We start from the raw sequence: 15,884 nt of genomic DNA, 5'->3' as shown, positions 1-15,884 counted from the left end.
CGCCCCCTCCCGATTCGTCTCAGGAGGTGACACTACCCAGCGGCCGGGGGTCGATCAGCCCTCGGGGGACGGCGTCCCCGCCACGGACGCCGTTCGGGCCCCCGCCTCGCGCCCGGCCGTGGCCGCCCGGTGGCGGCGCCACCACGCCAGCGGCACCACCCCGGCCAGCACCGCCGAGCCCGGCGTCCCGGCCAGCGCGGCGCCGGCCACCGCCCCCAGCTCGCCCCCCACGGGCAGCGTGCCCCAACGCGTGACCGGCCAGGCGATCACGATGGCGCGGCCCACCACATCGTCCACGGAGACCGTGCCCTGCCCGGGGAGGTTCTGGTGGTAGCGGGAGTCGAGGGAGTCCTGACGGTGGTCGCCCATCATCCACAGCCGCCCGTCGGGCACCTCGATCGGGCCGAACGGACGGTCGTCGCAGGGGGTGTTGCCCGGGTAGAGATAGGCACTCTCGTCCAGCGCCTCGCCGTTCACCAGGACCGGGCCGCCCTTGTGGCATTCCACCGTGTCCCCGCCGACCGCGATCACCCGCTTGATCAGATCCTGGTCCTCGGCGGACGGCATCAGCCCGATGAAGCTCAGCCCGTCCTGGATCACCGCGCCCACGCCCTCGTTGGCGGGGGACTCGCCGAGCCAACCGCCCGGATCGTGGAAGACCACCACCTCGCCCCGATCCGGCGTGTTGCCGAACCAGGGGGTGAGCTTGTCCACCAGCACCCGGTCCCCGCGCTGGAGGGTGTTCTGCATGGAGTCCGAGGGGATGGAGAACGCCTGCACCAGGAAGGTCTTGATCACCAGCGCCAACGCCACGGCGATGATGATCAGGATCGGCAGTTCCTTCCAGAAGGACCGCTGCTTGCGCCGACGACCGCCGGCGCCGTCCCCGGCGGGATCATCCGCCCCGGCCTCGTCCCCGACGCCGCCCGAGCCGACCGCACCGCTCGGAGCGGCGCTATCCGGATCCGCCTTCTCCAGCCGGATCCTCGCCCCCGCCTCCTCCGCAGCCCCGGGCGCGGCGTCTTCGGCGGCGCCGGCGGCCGACCCCACGCCGGAGGGACCATCGCCGGGCGGCTCGCCACTCGGACTCACCGGACGACGCTCCTCCGGCTCCTCCGCGTTGGATCGCGCACCCACCGCCACATCCCCCACATCCGCTCCTCTTGCTACGCAGTGACCCGTCCGAGGGCCGCAACAGGCCCACCACACCCATAACGAGCGGGAGTTCCGCAGGGATCGGCAGGGAGGGCTTTTCCTTGGCTTGGCCGGAACCCTGGGCGTCGACGGTGCCGCCTCCCGGCTCCGGCACCCCGGAGAACGCCTCCGTGTCACCCAGCCGTTGCCAGTGTCCGAAGGGCCACGCGATCACCATGGCCCGCCCCACCACAAGGTCCTCCGGTACCGTACCTTGTCCCGGGTCGTCCAGGTGATAGCGGGAATCGGCGGAGTTGGAGCGGTGATCTCCCATCACGAAGAGGCGCCCCTCGGGCACCTCGACCTCGAACTCGATCTGGGACGGCGGATTTCCCGGGTAGAGGTAGGGCTCGTCCAGCGCGGCGCCGTTCACCGTGATCCGGCCGCTCTCGTCGCAGCAGACCACCGTGTCACCGCCGGTCCCGATCACCCGCTTGATCAGATCCTGATCGTCCTGGGACGGCAACAGACCGATCCAGGTGAGCGCGTCCCTGACCTGCTTGATCCCCACCGGGGGATCGCTCTCCTCGCCGGCCGGCTCCTGGTCGAGCCAGCCTCCGGGGTCCTTGAAGACCACCACGTCGCCCCGGCTCGGCTCCCAGCCGAACCACGGGGTGAGCTTGTCCACCAGCACCCGGTCGTCGATCTTGATGGTCTGTTCCATGGACCCGGACGGGATCACGAACGCCTGCACCAGGAACGTCTTCAGGAAGAGCGCGATCAGCAGCGCCGTGCCGATCAGGATCGGTATCTCCCGGGTGGCGCGCAGCCGTCTGCGGCGCTTGATCCGCTTCGCCGCCCGGCGCCGGTCGGCCCGGCCCTCGCCGGGGCCGCGCAGCGTGGCCGGCCGCTCCTCCGCCGGCCCCTCGGCCGAGGACTCCCCCGACCCCGCCGGCGACTGGCCACGGGGGGCGGCGTGCCGGCCCCAACGCGGCTCCTCTCCAGGGCTGGACGGTGTGCCCGGCTCCTGGCCCCCGCCCCGCCCGGCGGGCCCTCTCCGGCCCGCGCCACCGGCCCGCCGACCGCGCGGGCGGCCCCGCTCACCCATGGTCCGACCGGAGGGACGTCCAGTGGCCGATGGGCCAACCGACCCACTCGGCACGGCCGATGACCTTGTTTTCGGGGACGGTGCCGCCTCCCGGGGCGCCGAGGTACTCCCGGGAGTCCGCCGAGTCGGAACGGTGGTCGCCCATTACCCACAACCGTCCCTCAGGTACTCGAACATCAAACCTGACATTCGAAGGTTTGTCCCCCGGATACAGATATGGCTCGTCCAACGGCTCGCCGTTGACCTGGATCCTTCCCTCGTCGTCGCAGCAGATCACCCGGTCCCCGCCGATGCCGATCACCCGCTTCACGAAGTCCGAGTCGGACGACCGCGCCAACCCCACGGCGCCGGCGGCCGTCCGCACCAGCCCCTCGATGAAACCGGGGTCGGGCTCCTCGGCGACAAACGAACCGCTGCCGTCGAAGACGATGATGTCACCCCGGCGGATCTCGCCCCCGAACTCATAGGCGAGCTTGTTCACGAAGACCCGGTCGCCGACGCGCAGCGTACCCTCCATCGATCCGCTGGGGATCACAAAGGGCTGTATCACAAACCTGCTGACCAGCGAGGTGACCACCACCGTGGCCAGCAGCACGCAGAGCCAGAAACGCATCGAGCGCGACCAACGCCTCCTGGCCCTTGGCGGGTCGGAGGACTGGTCGCGCTCGGAGCGTTCTGCTGCGGGCTCTGCCGGGGGTTCTGCCGCGTCGGAGTCGGTCACGCGGAGATGCTAACCGGCCGCCCGGGCGGCTCAGTTCTCCCGCTTCTCCTTGATCTTCGCGGCCTTGCCCCGAAGGTTGCGCAGGTAGTAGAGCTTGGCGCGGCGGACGTCACCGCGGGTCACGACCTCGATCTTCTCCGCGACCGGGGTGTGCACCGGGAAGGTGCGCTCGACGCCCACGCCAAAGCTGATCTTGCGGACCGTGAAGGTCTCCCGGACGCCGGAACCCTGGCGGCGGATGACCACGCCCTTGAACTGCTGCACCCGGGAGCGGTTTCCCTCGATGACGCGGACGTGGACGTTGACGGTGTCCCCCGGCCGGAAGTTCGGCACGTCCTCGCGCAGCGATGCGCTGTCGATGCTGTCCAGGAGGTTCATGGTCTGCTGCTTTCCTCGTCGATGCCACAGGTCATCGGCGGAACGTTCGAGATGACGGGTGGGTGCGGCCCGGACGCGCTCGGCGGCGTTGGTCCCCCTGTGGCGGGGTCGCGCGCCTGGCGTGAGCCAGCGGCCTATTCTTCCACGGCCGGGGACACCCGACAAAATCGGCCATCGGGCCCCGGCTCCCAGCCCAGCTCGGCCAGCGTCTCCCGATCCTGCCGGTCGAACGTCCCGGCGGCGCAACCGGCGATCAGATCCGGCCGGTTGGCGCTGGTGCGGCGCAGCGCCTCGTCACGGCGCCAGCGGGCGATCCGCCCGTGGTGGCCGCTGCTGAGCACCTCGGGCACCGTCCGGCCGCGCCATTCGGGCGGCTTGGTGAAGACCGGGCCCTCCAGCAGCTCGGCCATCTCCCCCGGCGCGAAGGAGTCGTCCCGATGCGAGGCGGCGTTGCCCAGCACCCCGGGGAGCAGCCGGGCCACGGCCTCGACCATCACCAGCACCGGCGCCTCGCCACCGGCCAGGACGTAGTCCCCGATGGAGACCTCCCGCACATCGAGGCGGTCGGCGTACTCGTCGATCACCCGCCGGTCGATGCCCTCGTAGCGGGCGGGGGTGAAGACCAGCCAGGGCTCGTCGGCCAGGGCCACCGCCAGCTCCTGGGTGAACGGGCGGCCGCTGGGCGTCGGGACGATGATCACCGGCCGGCCCTCGCCCGAGGCGAGCACCGCGTCCAGCGCCTCGCCCCAGGGCTCGGGCTTCATCACCATGCCGGGGCCGCCGCCGTAGGGGGTGTCGTCGACGGTGTGGTGGCGGTCATGGGTCCAGGAACGGAGGTCGTGCACCCGGACGTCGAGCTGTCCCCTGGCGCGCGCCTTGCCGACCAGGGAGACGTTCAGCGGCTCCAGGTACTCGGGGAAGATCGTGATGACGTCCAGCCTCATGAGCCGGCCTCGGCGGAAGCACCCCCGGAGTCGTCCGCCGCGTCGTCGAGCAGCCCCGGCGGGGGGTCGACGACCACGCGCCGCCGCTCGATGTCGATGGTCGGCACGATGGCCTCGACAAAGGGCACGAACACCTCGCCGCCGTCCGGCCTGGCCACCACCAGCAGGTCCTGGGCGGGCAGATGGGCCATCTCCCGCACCTCGCCGATCGGCTCGCCCCCGGTGGTGACCACGTCGAGGCCGATCAGTTGGTGGTCGTAGAACTCCTCGGGGTCGTCGGGGCGCTGCTCCGGATCGACCTCGGCGACCAGCAGCGTGTTCCGCAGCGCCTCGGCCGCGTCACGTCCGGCGACGCCGGCGAAGCGCAGCAGCAGCCGTCCGCTGTGCACCCGTCCGCTCTCGATGGTCAGCGGGCCCGCCTCGGGCGGCTCGGTGGCCAGCACCTGCCCGGGCGCCAGCCGCAGTTCGGGCTCGTCCGTGCGTACCTCGACGGTGACCTCGCCCTTGATGCCATGGGCCCGGCCCACCCGGGCGACGACCAGCTGCACAGTGCTTCCGCTCCTCGGTGGTTGGTTGACTCCCGGCACCGGCGCGCGGCCGGTCGTCGACGGCCGGGAGACGCAAGGGCCGGGTGCGACGGATGCCGCACCCGGCCCTTGCGTGTGATGCCACGTGATGCCTCAGCGGACCTCGTCCGCGTCCACCAGATCGACGCGGATGCCCTTGCCGCCGAGCGCGCCCACGACCGTGCGCAGGGAGCGCGCGGTGCGACCGTTGCGGCCGATCACCTTCCCCAGGTCGTCGGGGTGGACCCGGACTTCGAGCACGCGCCCCCGACGCAGGGTGCGCGAGGCGACCTGGACCTCATCGGGATGATCGACGATGCCCTTCACCAAGTGTTCCAGGGCCTCTTCGAGCATCTCAGCCCTCGGACGACTCGGCCGGGGCCTGCGCCTCGGAGGCGGCCTTCTTGTCGGCCTTCTTCGCCTTCGGAGTGATGGCCTCGCCCTTGGGCGCGCCACCGGACTCCTTGGCCGCGGCCTCGAAGGTGGCGCGGCGGTCGGGCTTGGGGGCGGCGACCTTCATGGGCGGCGGGGCCGGCAGACCCTTGAACTTCTGCCAGTCGCCGGTGACCTTGAGGATGGCCAGCACCGGCTCGGTGGGCTGGGCGCCGACGCTCAGCCAGTGCTGCACGCGGTCCGTGTCGACCTCGATGCGGGAGGGGTTCTGCACCGGGTGGTACAGGCCGATCTCCTCGATGGCCCGGCCGTCACGGCGGGTACGGGAGTCGGCGACGATGATGCGGTAGTGAGGCGAACGGATCTTGCCCAGTCGCTTCAGCTTGATCTTGACTGCCACGAGTGTGGTGTCTCCTGCGTGATTGACGTGGTGAGCCCCGCCCGCGCCGCGTGGGGATTTGCGGCGGGCCCGGGCCCGGTGGACGCGTCAGCCGGAGGAGAGAGGGGTCCTGTGCGACTGTCGAGTTCAGCGGACCATTCTGCCACAGTCGTTCAGGAGGAGGCTCCCACCGTCACCGCGTCCACGATCTGGAAGGGCTTCTTGCAGGCCCCGCAGACGATGGGCGCCTGGGCCAGCACGGAGGGGACCACCCGGACGTTGCGCCCGCACTCGCAGACGGCCTTGACGCGCACCCCACCGCCGGAGGAGCCATGGCGGGCGGCCGGCCCCCGGAAGCTGCGCTTGGTGTCCGTGGCCGTGGCGACCAGATGCGCCTTGAGGGCGCGCTGCAGCCGCTCGGCCGTGGGCCGGTAGCGGCGCCTGGTGTCGGGGCTCATGGTGACCAGCGAGAAGCCGCTGCTGGGATGCGGATCCTCGGGGTGGTCCAGGCCCAACTCCTCGGCGATGGCGAGGAAACGGCGGTTGTGGTAACGCCCGGCCCGCGAGGTGTCCCGCACCCCTCGGGCGGCGGCGATGCCGTGCACCGCCTCGTGCAGCAGGCGTTCGAAGGAGAGCTCGGCTCCGCAGGCGGACGAGGACTCTCCGATCAGGGATTCGGGCGCGGCCAGATCCGGCAGCTCCGGGTGGTGCCGTTGGATGTCGGCCCACGCGTGTGCCAGCTCGGCGGCGAGTACTGGTGGTGTCGTGCTCACGTCGTGCTTAACGAGCGACGCCCCCGGTGTGTTCCGATTCCGGGGCAAGTCCGCGAATTTGCACTTACCAGTCAGTTCGTTGCACACACCGACCCGCTCGCGCACCCCGCGTCACCGTTCCCGGGCGGCCGGTGGGCCGCCCGGGGACGGGGGCGATCAGTAGGAGCGGCCGACCACGGCGATGGTGCCGGGGGCGTCGTCCGAGGTGGGCACCGAGCCGTCCTCGGCGACCAGACAGCGGACGGTGACCGCGTCCTGCGCGAGCCTGGCCTCGCCCTCCGGGCCGAGGTCGGCCCAGGGGATCCTGGCCCAGCCGCCGGCCTTGGTGGCGGCCTCGACCGCCTCGTCGACGGTCGAGACGTCGAAGGTCCTGCTCTCCCGGCGCTCCCTGGACTGCCGCAGCAGCAGCTCCTGGTCCTCGTCGAGCACCGTGGGCACCACCGTGGGCAGCGCGTCGACGGCCACCGGCTCCTTGCCGCCGGCGATGCGGCGCACCAGCATCGCGGTGCCGCCGGCCAGATCCCGGGGGCCGACCTCGATCCGCACCGGGACGCCCTTCAGCTCCCAGTCCACCGCGCGCCGGCCGAACGGCACGTCGGTGCGGTCGTCGACCTCGACCCGCACCCCGGCGGCGGAGAGGGCGGCGCCGATCTCCCGGACCTTGGCCAGCACGGCCTCGTCCTCCTTGATCGCCAGCACCACGGCCTGGGTGGCGGCCAGCCGGGGCGGCACCCGCAGCCCGTTGTCGTCGCCGTGGGACATGATCATCCCGCCGATGGTGCGGGTGGAGAGGCCCCAGGAGGTCTGCCAGACCAGCTCGCGCTCGCCGTCCTTGCCGAGGAAGCGGGTGTCGAAGGCGCGGGCGAAGTTCTGGCCCAACTCGTGGCTGGTGGCCATCTGGAGGGCCTTGCCGTCGCCCATCATCGCTTCCAGGGTGAGCGTGTTGATGGCGCCGGCGAACCGCTCGGAGGGGGTCTTGCGCCCCCACACCACGTCGATGGCCATCACGTTGCTGATCACGTCGGCGTAGACGTCGGTATGGATCAGCGAGGCGAAGTCCCTGGCGTCCTCGTAGCTGGCGTGCGCCGTGTGGCCCTCCTGCCAGAGGAACTCGGTGGTGCGCAGGAAGACCCGCGGGCGCATCTCCCAACGGACCACGTTGGCCCACTGGTTGATCAGCAGCGGCAGATCGCGGTAGCTCTGCACCCACTTCGCGAAGTACTCGTTGATGATGGTCTCGGAGGTGGGCCGCACCACGGCGGGCTCCTCCAGCTGCTTGCCGCCGCCGTGCGTGACCACGGCCAGCTCGGGGGCGAACCCCTCGACGTGCTCGGCCTCCCTGGCCAGGTACGACTGGGGGATCAGCAGCGGGAAGTAGGCGTTACGGGCGCCGGCGCCCTTGATCCGGGTGTCCAGCTCCGCCTGCACCCGCTCCCAGAGACCGTAGCCATACGGTCGGATGACCATGGTGCCGCGCACCGGCCCGTTGTCGGCCAACTCGGCCTTGCTGATCACTTCCTGGTACCAGCGCGGGAAGTCCTGCGCCTGGGGGGTGAGTACGGGAGCCTTTGCCATGGCGCAGATGGTACGGGGGAACGGGCCCCAAGCGTGAATCGATTGCCGCCGGAGCCCGTCCCCGCCGTCCGTCACTTGGGCGGCAGGATGTCCCTGAACTCCTTGGGCAGCTCGAAGTCGCCCGCGTCCTGACCGGCGCCGGGGATGCCGAACGTGCCGGCGTCCTCCTGGCGGCCGCCTCCCTGCTCCTCGGCCTGGCGCTTCATCGGGTTGCCCGACCTGCGCCGGCCCTTGGCCTTCTTCTGCTGCTGCTTGCCCTTGCGCTTGCCGCCGCCGGGGCCGCCCATGCCGGGGATGCCGGGCATGCCGGGCATCCCGCCGCCCTGGGCCATCTTGGACATCATCTTGCGGGCCTCGAAGAACCGCTCCACCAGGCCCTTGACCGCGCTGACCTCGACCCCGGAGCCACGCGCGATACGGGCCCGGCGCGAGCCGTTGATGATCTTCGGGTCGGTGCGCTCGCCCGGCGTCATGGACTTGATGATGGCGGCCGCACGGTCCACCTCGCGCTCGTCGAGGTTGTTGATCTGCTCCCGCATCTGCCCCATGCCCGGCATCATGCCGAGCAGCTTGGAGATGGAGCCCATCTTGCGGACCTGCTCCATCTGGGACAGGAAGTCGTCGAGGGTGAACTCCTTGGGGCCCTTGGCGAGTTTGCCGGCGAGCTTCTCCGCCTCCTGCTGGCTGAAGGTGCGCTCGGCCTGCTCGATCAGGCTGAGGACATCGCCCATGCCCAGGATGCGGGACGCCATCCGGTCCGGGTGGAAGGCGTCGAACTCGTCCAGCTTCTCGCCGTTGGAGGCGAACATGATCTGCCGGCCGGTGACCTGCGCGATGGAGAGCGCGGCACCGCCCCTGGCGTCGCCGTCGAGCTTGGAGAGGACCACGCCGTCGAAGCCGACGCCGTCCCGGAATGCCTCGGCCGTGCGGACCGCGTCCTGACCGATCATCGCGTCGACCACGAACAGGACGTCGTCCGGACGGACCGCGTCCCTGATGTCGGCGGCCTGCCGCATCATCTCCTCGTCGATGCCGAGCCGGCCGGCGGTGTCGACGATCACCACGTCGTACTGCTTGTCCCGGGCGTAGACGATGGAGTCCTCGGCGACCTTGACCGGATCGCCCACCCCGTTGCCCGGCTCGGGGGCGAAGACGGCGACGCCGGCGCGCTCGGCGACCACGGACAACTGGTTGACGGCGTTGGGGCGTTGCAGGTCGCAGGCGACCAACAGCGGGGTGTGGCCCTGGCCCTTGAGCCAACGGCCCAGCTTGCCGGCGAGGGTGGTCTTGCCCGCGCCCTGGAGGCCGGCGAGCATCACCACGGTCGGCGGGTTCTTGGCGAACCGCAGCCGGCGGGTCTCGCCGCCCAGGATGCCGACAAGCTCCTCGTTGACGATCTTGATGACCTGCTGGGCCGGGTTGAGCGCCTTGGAGACCTCCGTCCCCTGGGCGCGCTCCTTGACCTGCTTGATGAAGGCCCGGACGACCGGGAGGGCGACGTCGGCCTCAAGCAGGGCGATACGGATTTCCCGCGCCGTGGCATCGATGTCCGCCTCGCTCAGACGGCCTTTGCCCCTGAGGTTCTTGAACGTCGCCGCAAGGCGGTCGGAGAGTGTGTCGAACACGGCGCTGGCGAATCCTTACACATCGGCGGTCAGATCGGCGGTGCCCTCCAGCGTATCCGCCCCACGGCCCAAACCGGCAGCCCGTGCCCGGGGACGCTTCAGTCGGCCAGCGCCCGCTCCAGATCGCGGGCCAGCTCCGTGGCCCCGGCCGGCGGCAACGGTGCTCCGTCGGCCCCGGTCACATAGAACGCGTCGACCGCGTTGGCGCCCAGCGTGCTGACATGGGCGCTGCGCACCCGGACCCCGGCGTCCTCCAGGGCCCGTCCGATCCGGTGCAGCAGCCCTGGGGCGTCCCCGGCGCGCACCTCCAGCACGGTGGCGAGACGGGAGCCGAGCGGGGCGACCGTCACCCGGGGCGGTGGCGCGGTCAGGCTGCGCCGACGCGGGCGGCGGTAGGCGGCCTCGCGTTCGGCCAGCCGGCCGGCGATGTCGAGCGATCCGTCCAACACCCGGACCAGATCGGCGCGCAGCCGCTCGGCCTGCGGCAGCGAGCCGTACTCGGCGGCCACCCGCCAGTCCAGCAGCAGCACCTGGCCCTGACCGGTGGGGTCGATACCGCGCAGTTCGGCGGAGCGCACCGTCAGCCGGTGCAGCGCCAGCACGCCGGCGACGGCGGGGAGCACCCCCGGCTGGTCGGGGAGCGCGACGGTCAGCTCCACGCCGACGGGCTCGGCGTCGGCCGCCTGGTCCGGATCCCCGACGGCGGCGTCGTCATCGCTCTCGGTCGGGCGGGCGCGCAGCCGCAGCACCGGCGCCTGGGTGCGGTACGCCTCGACGGCCAACCGCTCGGCGGCGACGGTGGGTTGGGCCTCGACGGCCGCCTCGGGCGGGGCACCGTCGCGCAGGCTGGCGGCCACCCGTTTCACCAGCTCGGCGACGAGCGAGGCGCGCCAGGTGGACCAGGCGGCCGGCCCGGTGGCGAGCGCGTCGGCCTCGGTGAGCGCGTGCAGCAGCTCCAGGGTGAGCGGGTCGCGGACGGCGTCGGCCACCAGCGCGACGGTGGCCGGATCGCCGAGGTCCCTGCGGGTGGCCGTCTCGACGAGCAGCAGATGGTGCCGGACCAGGGTGCCGAGCACCTGGGTGTCGGCGGCGTTGAAGCCGATCCGGGCCGCCATGTCCTTGGCGATGGTCTCGCCGGCGACGCTGTGGTCGCCCGGCCAGCCCTTGCCCATGTCGTGCAGCAGCGCGGCGACCAGCAGCAGGTCGGGCCGGCGCACCCGGCGGGTGAGCGCGGACGCGCGGACGGCGGTCTCCACCAGGTGCCGGTCGACGGTCCACCGGTGCACCGGGTTGCGCTGCGGGCGGCAGCGCACCCGTTCCCAGTCGGGGAGCAGCCGGGTGATCAGGCCGCCGGCCTCCAGGGCCTCCCAGACGGGGACGGTGTCGGGTCCCGCGCCGAGCAGGGTGATCAGCTGTTCGCGGGCTTCGGCCGGCCAGGGCACGGGCAGCGTCGCGGGCTGCGCGGCCAGCGCGGCGACGGCCGGCGGGGCCAGCGGCAGCCCCGCCTCGGCGGCGGCAGCGGCGGCGCGCAGCGGCAGCGCCGGGTCGCGGTCGGGGCGGGCGGCGAGCGCCAGACCCACCTCGCCGTCCTGTTCCACCACACCCTCGGCCAGCGGGGTGCGGTGCTCGGCGGGGGCGGCGCGGCCGGCGCGGCCGCTCAGCAGCCCGCGCAGCCGGCGGCGCGTGGTGCGGGCGCGCAGCACCCGGCTCACCTCGCGCCAGGTGACGTCGGAGGCGTAGGCGATGGTGCGGCCGGCCTCGTAGACCTGGCGCAGCAGGGTGTCGGCGTCCAGCACGCCCAGGGCCTCGGCCACCTGGTCCTGGTCCTGGAGGGCGAGCCGGTCGGTGGCCCTTCCGGTGCTCAGGTGCAGGGCGTCGCGCACGTCGAGCAGGGTGTTGCGGGCGGCCTCAAGGCCCTGGCGCGGGGCGTCGGCGACCCAGGAGGCGGCGACGGCGCGCAGCGCGGTGGCGTCGCGCAGTCCGCCCCTGGCCTCCTTGAGATCGGGTTCGAGGAGGAACGGCAGCTCGCCGTGGCGGCGGGTGCGTTCGCGTCCCAGCTCGTGGAGTTCGGGGAGCCTCGCGGGGGCCTGGGCCCGCCACTGGGCGAGGAGTTCGGTGCGGAGTTCGGCGGTGAGCGCGGCGTCGCCGGCGATATGCCGGGCGTCCAGCAGGCCGAGGTGCGCCTTGAGGTCGTCGGCGGCGGTGGCGCGTGCCTCGCCGAGGGTGCGCACGGAGTGGTCCAGGGCGATGCCCAGGTCCCAGACCGGGTACCAGAGCCGGTCGGCGACCGCGGCGATCTCCGCGGCGGTGGCCTTGCCGTCGTGCAGCAGCAGCAGGTCGAGGTCGCTGCGCGGGGAGAGTTCGCCTCGGCCGTAGCCGCCGACGGCCACCAGGGCCAGCCGAGTGGGACGGGGCGCGGTCCGCAGTAGTCCGGCGAGCCAGTCGTCGGTGAGCCGGGCCAGCTCCGCACGCCGCGGCGGCCCGGACCGCGCCTCCTGGGTCAGGAGGCGCAGCCGGGCCGAGGCATAGCCGGGTTCGCGGCCCTCTTCCTCGCTGGTGGTTGGTGTCAGGGCCGTCATCCGGTCCACTCCCGTGGGGTCGTACTACAGGGCGTCGGGGCCGCGTTCCCCGGTGCGGACGCGGATCGCGGTCTCGACCGGCAGGCTCCACACCTTGCCGTCACCGATCTTGCCGGTCCGCGCGGCCTTCACCACGACATCCAGCAGCTGGTCCGCGTCGTCGTCCTCGACCAGGATCTCGATCCGGATCTTGGGCACCAGGTCGACGGTGTACTCCGCGCCCCGGTAGACCTCGGTGTGGCCGCGCTGCCGGCCGTAGCCGCTGGCCTCCGTCACCGTGAGGCCGTGCACCCCGAACGCCTGGAGGGCCTCCTTGACCTCGTCGAGTCGGTGCGGCTTGATCACCGCGACGATCAGCTTCATGCGTCCACCTTCTTGTCACCGGCCGCCTTGTCGGCGGTCGAGGGAACCGTGCTGCCCGGCGTCGTACCGGAACCGGCCTGGCTGAAGTCGTATCCGGTCTCGGCGTGGTAGGCCAGGTCGAGGCCGCCGGTCTCCTCCTCCTCGGTGGCGCGGAAGCCCATCGTGGAGGCGATGATCTTGGCCAGGATCCAGGTGACGACGAAGGAGTACGCCATGACCGCGCCGGCCGCGATGGCCTGGAGCGCGAACTGGGAGAAGCCGCCGGCCCATTCGCCCGCCTCGTCGACGGCGAGGAAGCCGACCAGCAGGGTGCCGACGATGCCGCCGAAGAGGTGGACGCCGACCACGTCGAGGGAGTCGTCGTAGCCGAGCTTGTACTTCAGGCTGACGGCCCAGGCGCAGACCACGCCGGCGACGAGACCGATGAGGAGCGCGCCCAGCGGGTTGACGTTGGCGCCGGAGGGGGTGATCGCCACCAGGCCGGCGATGGCGCCGGAGGCCGCGCCGAGGGTGGTGTAGGCGCCGTGGCGGATCCGCTCGTAGACGAGCCAGCCGAGGACGGCGGTGCCGGTGGCGACCATGGTGTTGAGGGCCATCAGCGCGGTGGTGCCGTTGGCGGCCAGCTCCGAGCCGGCGTTGAAGCCGAACCAGCCGAACCACAGGAGGGCAGCGCCCAGCAGCACCATCGGCAGGTTGTGCGGACGCATCGGGTCCTTCTTGAAGCCGATCCGCTTGCCGATCACCAGGACCGCGGCGAGTGCCGCCACGCCCGCGTTGATGTGCACCGCGGTTCCGCCGGCGAAGTCGATCACCGAGTTGCCGTCCATCTCCAGGCCGGCGATCCAGCCGTTCTCGCCCCAGACCCAGTGCGCGACCGGGAAGTAGACGATGGTGACCCAGAGGGCGATGAACACGGCCCAGGCGCTGAACTTCACCCGGTCCGCCAGGGCGCCGCTGATCAGGGCCGGCGTGAGCACGGCGAACATCAGCTGGAACACCGCGAAGGTGAGGATGGCGTCGGACCCCTCGACGGTCAGGTCGGCCAGTCCGCTGAAGCCGAGGTAGTCGAAGTTGCCGATGAAGTCGTTGCCCTCGCCGTTGACGCTGTCACCGAAGGCGATGGTGAAGCCGTACAGCACCCACAGCACGCTGGAGATACCGGTGGCGATGAAGCACATCATGAGCATGTTGAGGGCGCTCTTGACACGGATCATGCCACCGTAGAAAAAGGCGAGGCCAGGGGTCATCAACATGACCATGGCGGCACAGATCACTACAAAAGCGATATCTGCTGCTTCCAACGTGACGTCTCCTCGTAAGAAAGTGCAACCGTGCGGGCAGGATGGGTCAGGATGCGCCACACGTTCCCCGAGGGCGGTTTCGGTCGATGCTCCGGTGTGTTTCGCGGGCGTGACGATGGACGACCCCGTGTTACGCCGCAATGAAACGTGCGTAGGCCGGGATCGGGCGCGCTACTGTGTCCGACACGGTCGGACATGTCCATGGCGCGGAGCCGCCCGAAGGACGAGAACCGGCCGTGCCCCTGAGCCACCCGGGTGACCTGGCGGGGGAGCCGAGTCGGGCTGTTCCGGGTGGTGGGCACGGCCGGGGTCGGTGGGGGCGGCGGAGGCTACACCGCCCTGCTGGCCTCGCTTTCCGGCAGTTCCTCGGAGAGCCGCTCGGTCAGATCGGCGACCTCGCGCACCTCGCCGAAATCCCTCCTGGCGGTCGCCCAGGTGGTGCGCAGCCGGTTGCTCACCCGCTCGGAACGCAGCCGGTTGGCCAGATCCAACGCCTGCTCGGACAGCTGGGCGCAGCCCTCGGGCTCCCGCGCCAGCAGGTGCACGGTGGCCATCCCGATGAGGTTGAGTGCATACGACCGCTGATGCCCTCCGCCGGAGTCGTTCGCGCACTCGTCGGCGAAGAGCCGGACGGCCTCCTCCATCAACGGCCGGGCCCGGGAGACATAGGCGGGGCTGCGGCCGGCGACATAGGCGAGGTCCCGGTAGGAGTGGGCGTTCTCGGCGTACAGCTCGGCGCGGGAGAAGAAGCGCAGCCAGGCCGGATCGGCGTCGCTCGGCCCGATCTCGGCGAACGCGTCCTCCGCCATCCGCACCGCGCGATGGCACTTGGGCGGCTGCCCCAACGAGGCGTAGGCCCTGGCCTCCATGGCGTGGAGCAGCGCCTGGGTGCGGGCGGTGGCCTGCTCCCTGCTGCCGTACTGGGCGAGATGGATCAGCTCCAACGCGTCCTCGGCACGGCCCAGATGGATCATCTGGCGGCTCATCTGGGAGAGGATGTACGCCCCCAGCGGCCGGTCCTCCGCCTCCTTCGCCGCGTGCAGCGCGAGCACGAAGTACTTCTGCGCGGTGGGCTGGAGCCCGACGTCGTAGCTCATCCAGCCGGCCAGCTCGGCGAGTTCGGCCGTCACCCGAAAGAGACGACGGCGTACCCGGGGTGACTGCGCCTCCTGGAGCAGATCCGTCACCTCGTGCAGCTGGCCGACCACGGCCTTGCGCCGCAGACCGCCGCCGCACTGCGCGTCCCAGTCGCGGAACTGCGCGGTGGCCTCCTCCAGTTGGTCCAGCTCGGCGCCGGAGATCCGGGTCAGCCGGCGGGGCTCGCCGGCCCTCGACGGCGGCAACGAGCTGAGCCTCGCCCCCTGGGGGGCGTCGGGCGCGGTGGGTGTCGGCACCAGCCAGCGCTGCATCGGCTCGATCAGCGCCGGGCCGGCCGACATGGTCAGCGAGGTGCCGAGGAAGCCGCGGCGGCCGAGCATCAGATCGCTCCGGGAGAACTCGTTGATCAGCGCGATCGTCTGGTTTCCCGCCCAGGGCAGGTCGATGCCGGAGACCGCGGCGGAGTGCGGGGCGGAGCGCAGCCCCAGGTCCTCCACGCTGACGACGCAGCCGAACCGCTCGGAGAACAGCTCGGAGAGGATGCGCGGTATCGGCTCGCGCGGCTGCTCGCCGTCCAGCCAGCGCCGCACCCGCGAGGTGTCCGTGCTGACATGGTGCGCGCCGAGCTGTCTCGCCCGTCGGTTCACCTGTCGGGCCAGCTCCCCCTTCGACCAGCCACTGCGGTGGAACCACGAGGTCAGCCGTTCGTTCGGCCGCCTGGCGGAGGCCCCGCCGCTGCCGTTGCCGCCCACGCTTACGCTCCGATCCCGGGAGTCCCACGGTGGGGGACCCGCCTGCTGACATACCGTCTACGGTGCACTGAAAGTAATCCTACGATCACGCGCGTGACGAGACCGTCATCGCAATCGCCACCATTCGCCACCCCTCCCGCCTGAACCTATTGCCCACCTCGCACGCTTCACTTGTACGCACGCTGTTCGAAGCCC

At 71.7% G+C, this 15,884-nt stretch carries 15 protein-coding genes; all 15 read right to left on the bottom strand.

What is annotated here, in order from left to right; translation table 11 throughout:
• Nucleotides 1-54: 54 nt before the first annotated feature.
• The 15 genes from lepB (AOM46_RS04685) to AOM46_RS04615 all read right to left on the bottom strand — a co-directional run bounded on the left by lepB (AOM46_RS04685) (nt 55) and on the right by AOM46_RS04615 (nt 15,689).
• Nucleotides 55-1,050, bottom strand: a complete 996-nt coding sequence (gene lepB, locus AOM46_RS04685) for a signal peptidase I (RefSeq protein WP_062205938.1) — start codon at nt 1,048-1,050, stop codon at nt 55-57.
• Nucleotides 956-2,242: a signal peptidase I gene (gene lepB / locus AOM46_RS04680; RefSeq protein WP_078856458.1), complete on the bottom strand. Its 1,287-nt coding sequence runs from the start codon at nt 2,240-2,242 to the stop codon at nt 956-958. Before lepB (AOM46_RS04680) ends, lepB (AOM46_RS04685) begins: the two co-directional genes overlap by 95 nt.
• Nucleotides 2,235-2,963, bottom strand: coding sequence for a signal peptidase I (lepB, locus tag AOM46_RS04675; RefSeq protein ID WP_062205935.1), 729 nt, complete (start codon nt 2,961-2,963; stop codon nt 2,235-2,237). The genes lepB (AOM46_RS04680) and lepB (AOM46_RS04675) overlap by 8 nt, the downstream gene beginning before the upstream one ends.
• 30 nt (nt 2,964-2,993) lie before the next feature.
• Nucleotides 2,994-3,341, bottom strand: a complete 348-nt coding sequence (rplS, locus tag AOM46_RS04670) for a 50S ribosomal protein L19 (protein WP_062205932.1) — start codon at nt 3,339-3,341, stop codon at nt 2,994-2,996.
• Nucleotides 3,342-3,475: 134 nt separating this feature from the next.
• On the bottom strand, nt 3,476-4,285 hold the full coding sequence (gene trmD, locus AOM46_RS04665; protein WP_062205930.1) for a tRNA (guanosine(37)-N1)-methyltransferase TrmD: 810 nt from the start codon (nt 4,283-4,285) through the stop codon (nt 3,476-3,478).
• Complete coding sequence (rimM, locus tag AOM46_RS04660; RefSeq protein WP_062205927.1) at nt 4,282-4,833, bottom strand: ribosome maturation factor RimM; 552 nt, start codon at nt 4,831-4,833, stop codon at nt 4,282-4,284. Before rimM ends, trmD begins: the two co-directional genes overlap by 4 nt.
• Nucleotides 4,834-4,965: 132 nt before the next feature.
• Nucleotides 4,966-5,205, bottom strand: coding sequence for an RNA-binding protein (locus tag AOM46_RS04655; protein WP_062205924.1), 240 nt, complete (start codon nt 5,203-5,205; stop codon nt 4,966-4,968).
• A 1-nt stretch (nt 5,206) separates the two neighbouring features.
• Nucleotides 5,207-5,644: a 30S ribosomal protein S16 gene (rpsP, locus tag AOM46_RS04650; protein WP_062205921.1), complete on the bottom strand. Its 438-nt coding sequence runs from the start codon at nt 5,642-5,644 to the stop codon at nt 5,207-5,209.
• 152 nt (nt 5,645-5,796) lie between these two features.
• Nucleotides 5,797-6,396 (bottom strand): hypothetical protein, encoded by a 600-nt coding sequence (locus AOM46_RS04645; RefSeq protein ID WP_062205918.1) that lies wholly within the window; start codon nt 6,394-6,396, stop codon nt 5,797-5,799.
• Nucleotides 6,397-6,552: 156 nt separating this feature from the next.
• Nucleotides 6,553-7,971 (bottom strand): proline--tRNA ligase, encoded by a 1,419-nt coding sequence (gene proS, locus AOM46_RS04640; RefSeq protein WP_062206461.1) that lies wholly within the window; start codon nt 7,969-7,971, stop codon nt 6,553-6,555.
• A gap of 71 nt (nt 7,972-8,042) precedes the next feature.
• Nucleotides 8,043-9,596: a signal recognition particle protein gene (ffh, locus tag AOM46_RS04635; RefSeq protein ID WP_062205915.1), complete on the bottom strand. Its 1,554-nt coding sequence runs from the start codon at nt 9,594-9,596 to the stop codon at nt 8,043-8,045.
• Between the two features lie 98 nt (nt 9,597-9,694).
• Nucleotides 9,695-12,175 (bottom strand): [protein-PII] uridylyltransferase, encoded by a 2,481-nt coding sequence (locus AOM46_RS04630; protein ID WP_062205912.1) that lies wholly within the window; start codon nt 12,173-12,175, stop codon nt 9,695-9,697.
• 24 nt (nt 12,176-12,199) lie between these two features.
• Nucleotides 12,200-12,538: a P-II family nitrogen regulator gene (locus tag AOM46_RS04625; protein ID WP_062205909.1), complete on the bottom strand. Its 339-nt coding sequence runs from the start codon at nt 12,536-12,538 to the stop codon at nt 12,200-12,202.
• On the bottom strand, nt 12,535-13,839 hold the full coding sequence (locus tag AOM46_RS04620; protein WP_107079972.1) for an ammonium transporter: 1,305 nt from the start codon (nt 13,837-13,839) through the stop codon (nt 12,535-12,537). The genes AOM46_RS04625 and AOM46_RS04620 overlap by 4 nt, the downstream gene beginning before the upstream one ends.
• A 329-nt stretch (nt 13,840-14,168) precedes the next feature.
• Complete coding sequence (locus tag AOM46_RS04615) at nt 14,169-15,689, bottom strand: hypothetical protein (RefSeq protein WP_062205906.1); 1,521 nt, start codon at nt 15,687-15,689, stop codon at nt 14,169-14,171.
• Nucleotides 15,690-15,884 lie beyond the last annotated feature (195 nt).

Origin of the sequence: Streptomyces sp. NBRC 109706 (assembly GCF_000974485.1) — a bacterium.
GTDB lineage: Bacteria > Actinomycetota > Actinomycetes > Streptomycetales > Streptomycetaceae > Streptomyces.
Note: the sequence above shows the minus strand (reverse complement) of the source record. Positions and strands in the feature narration are given on the sequence as shown.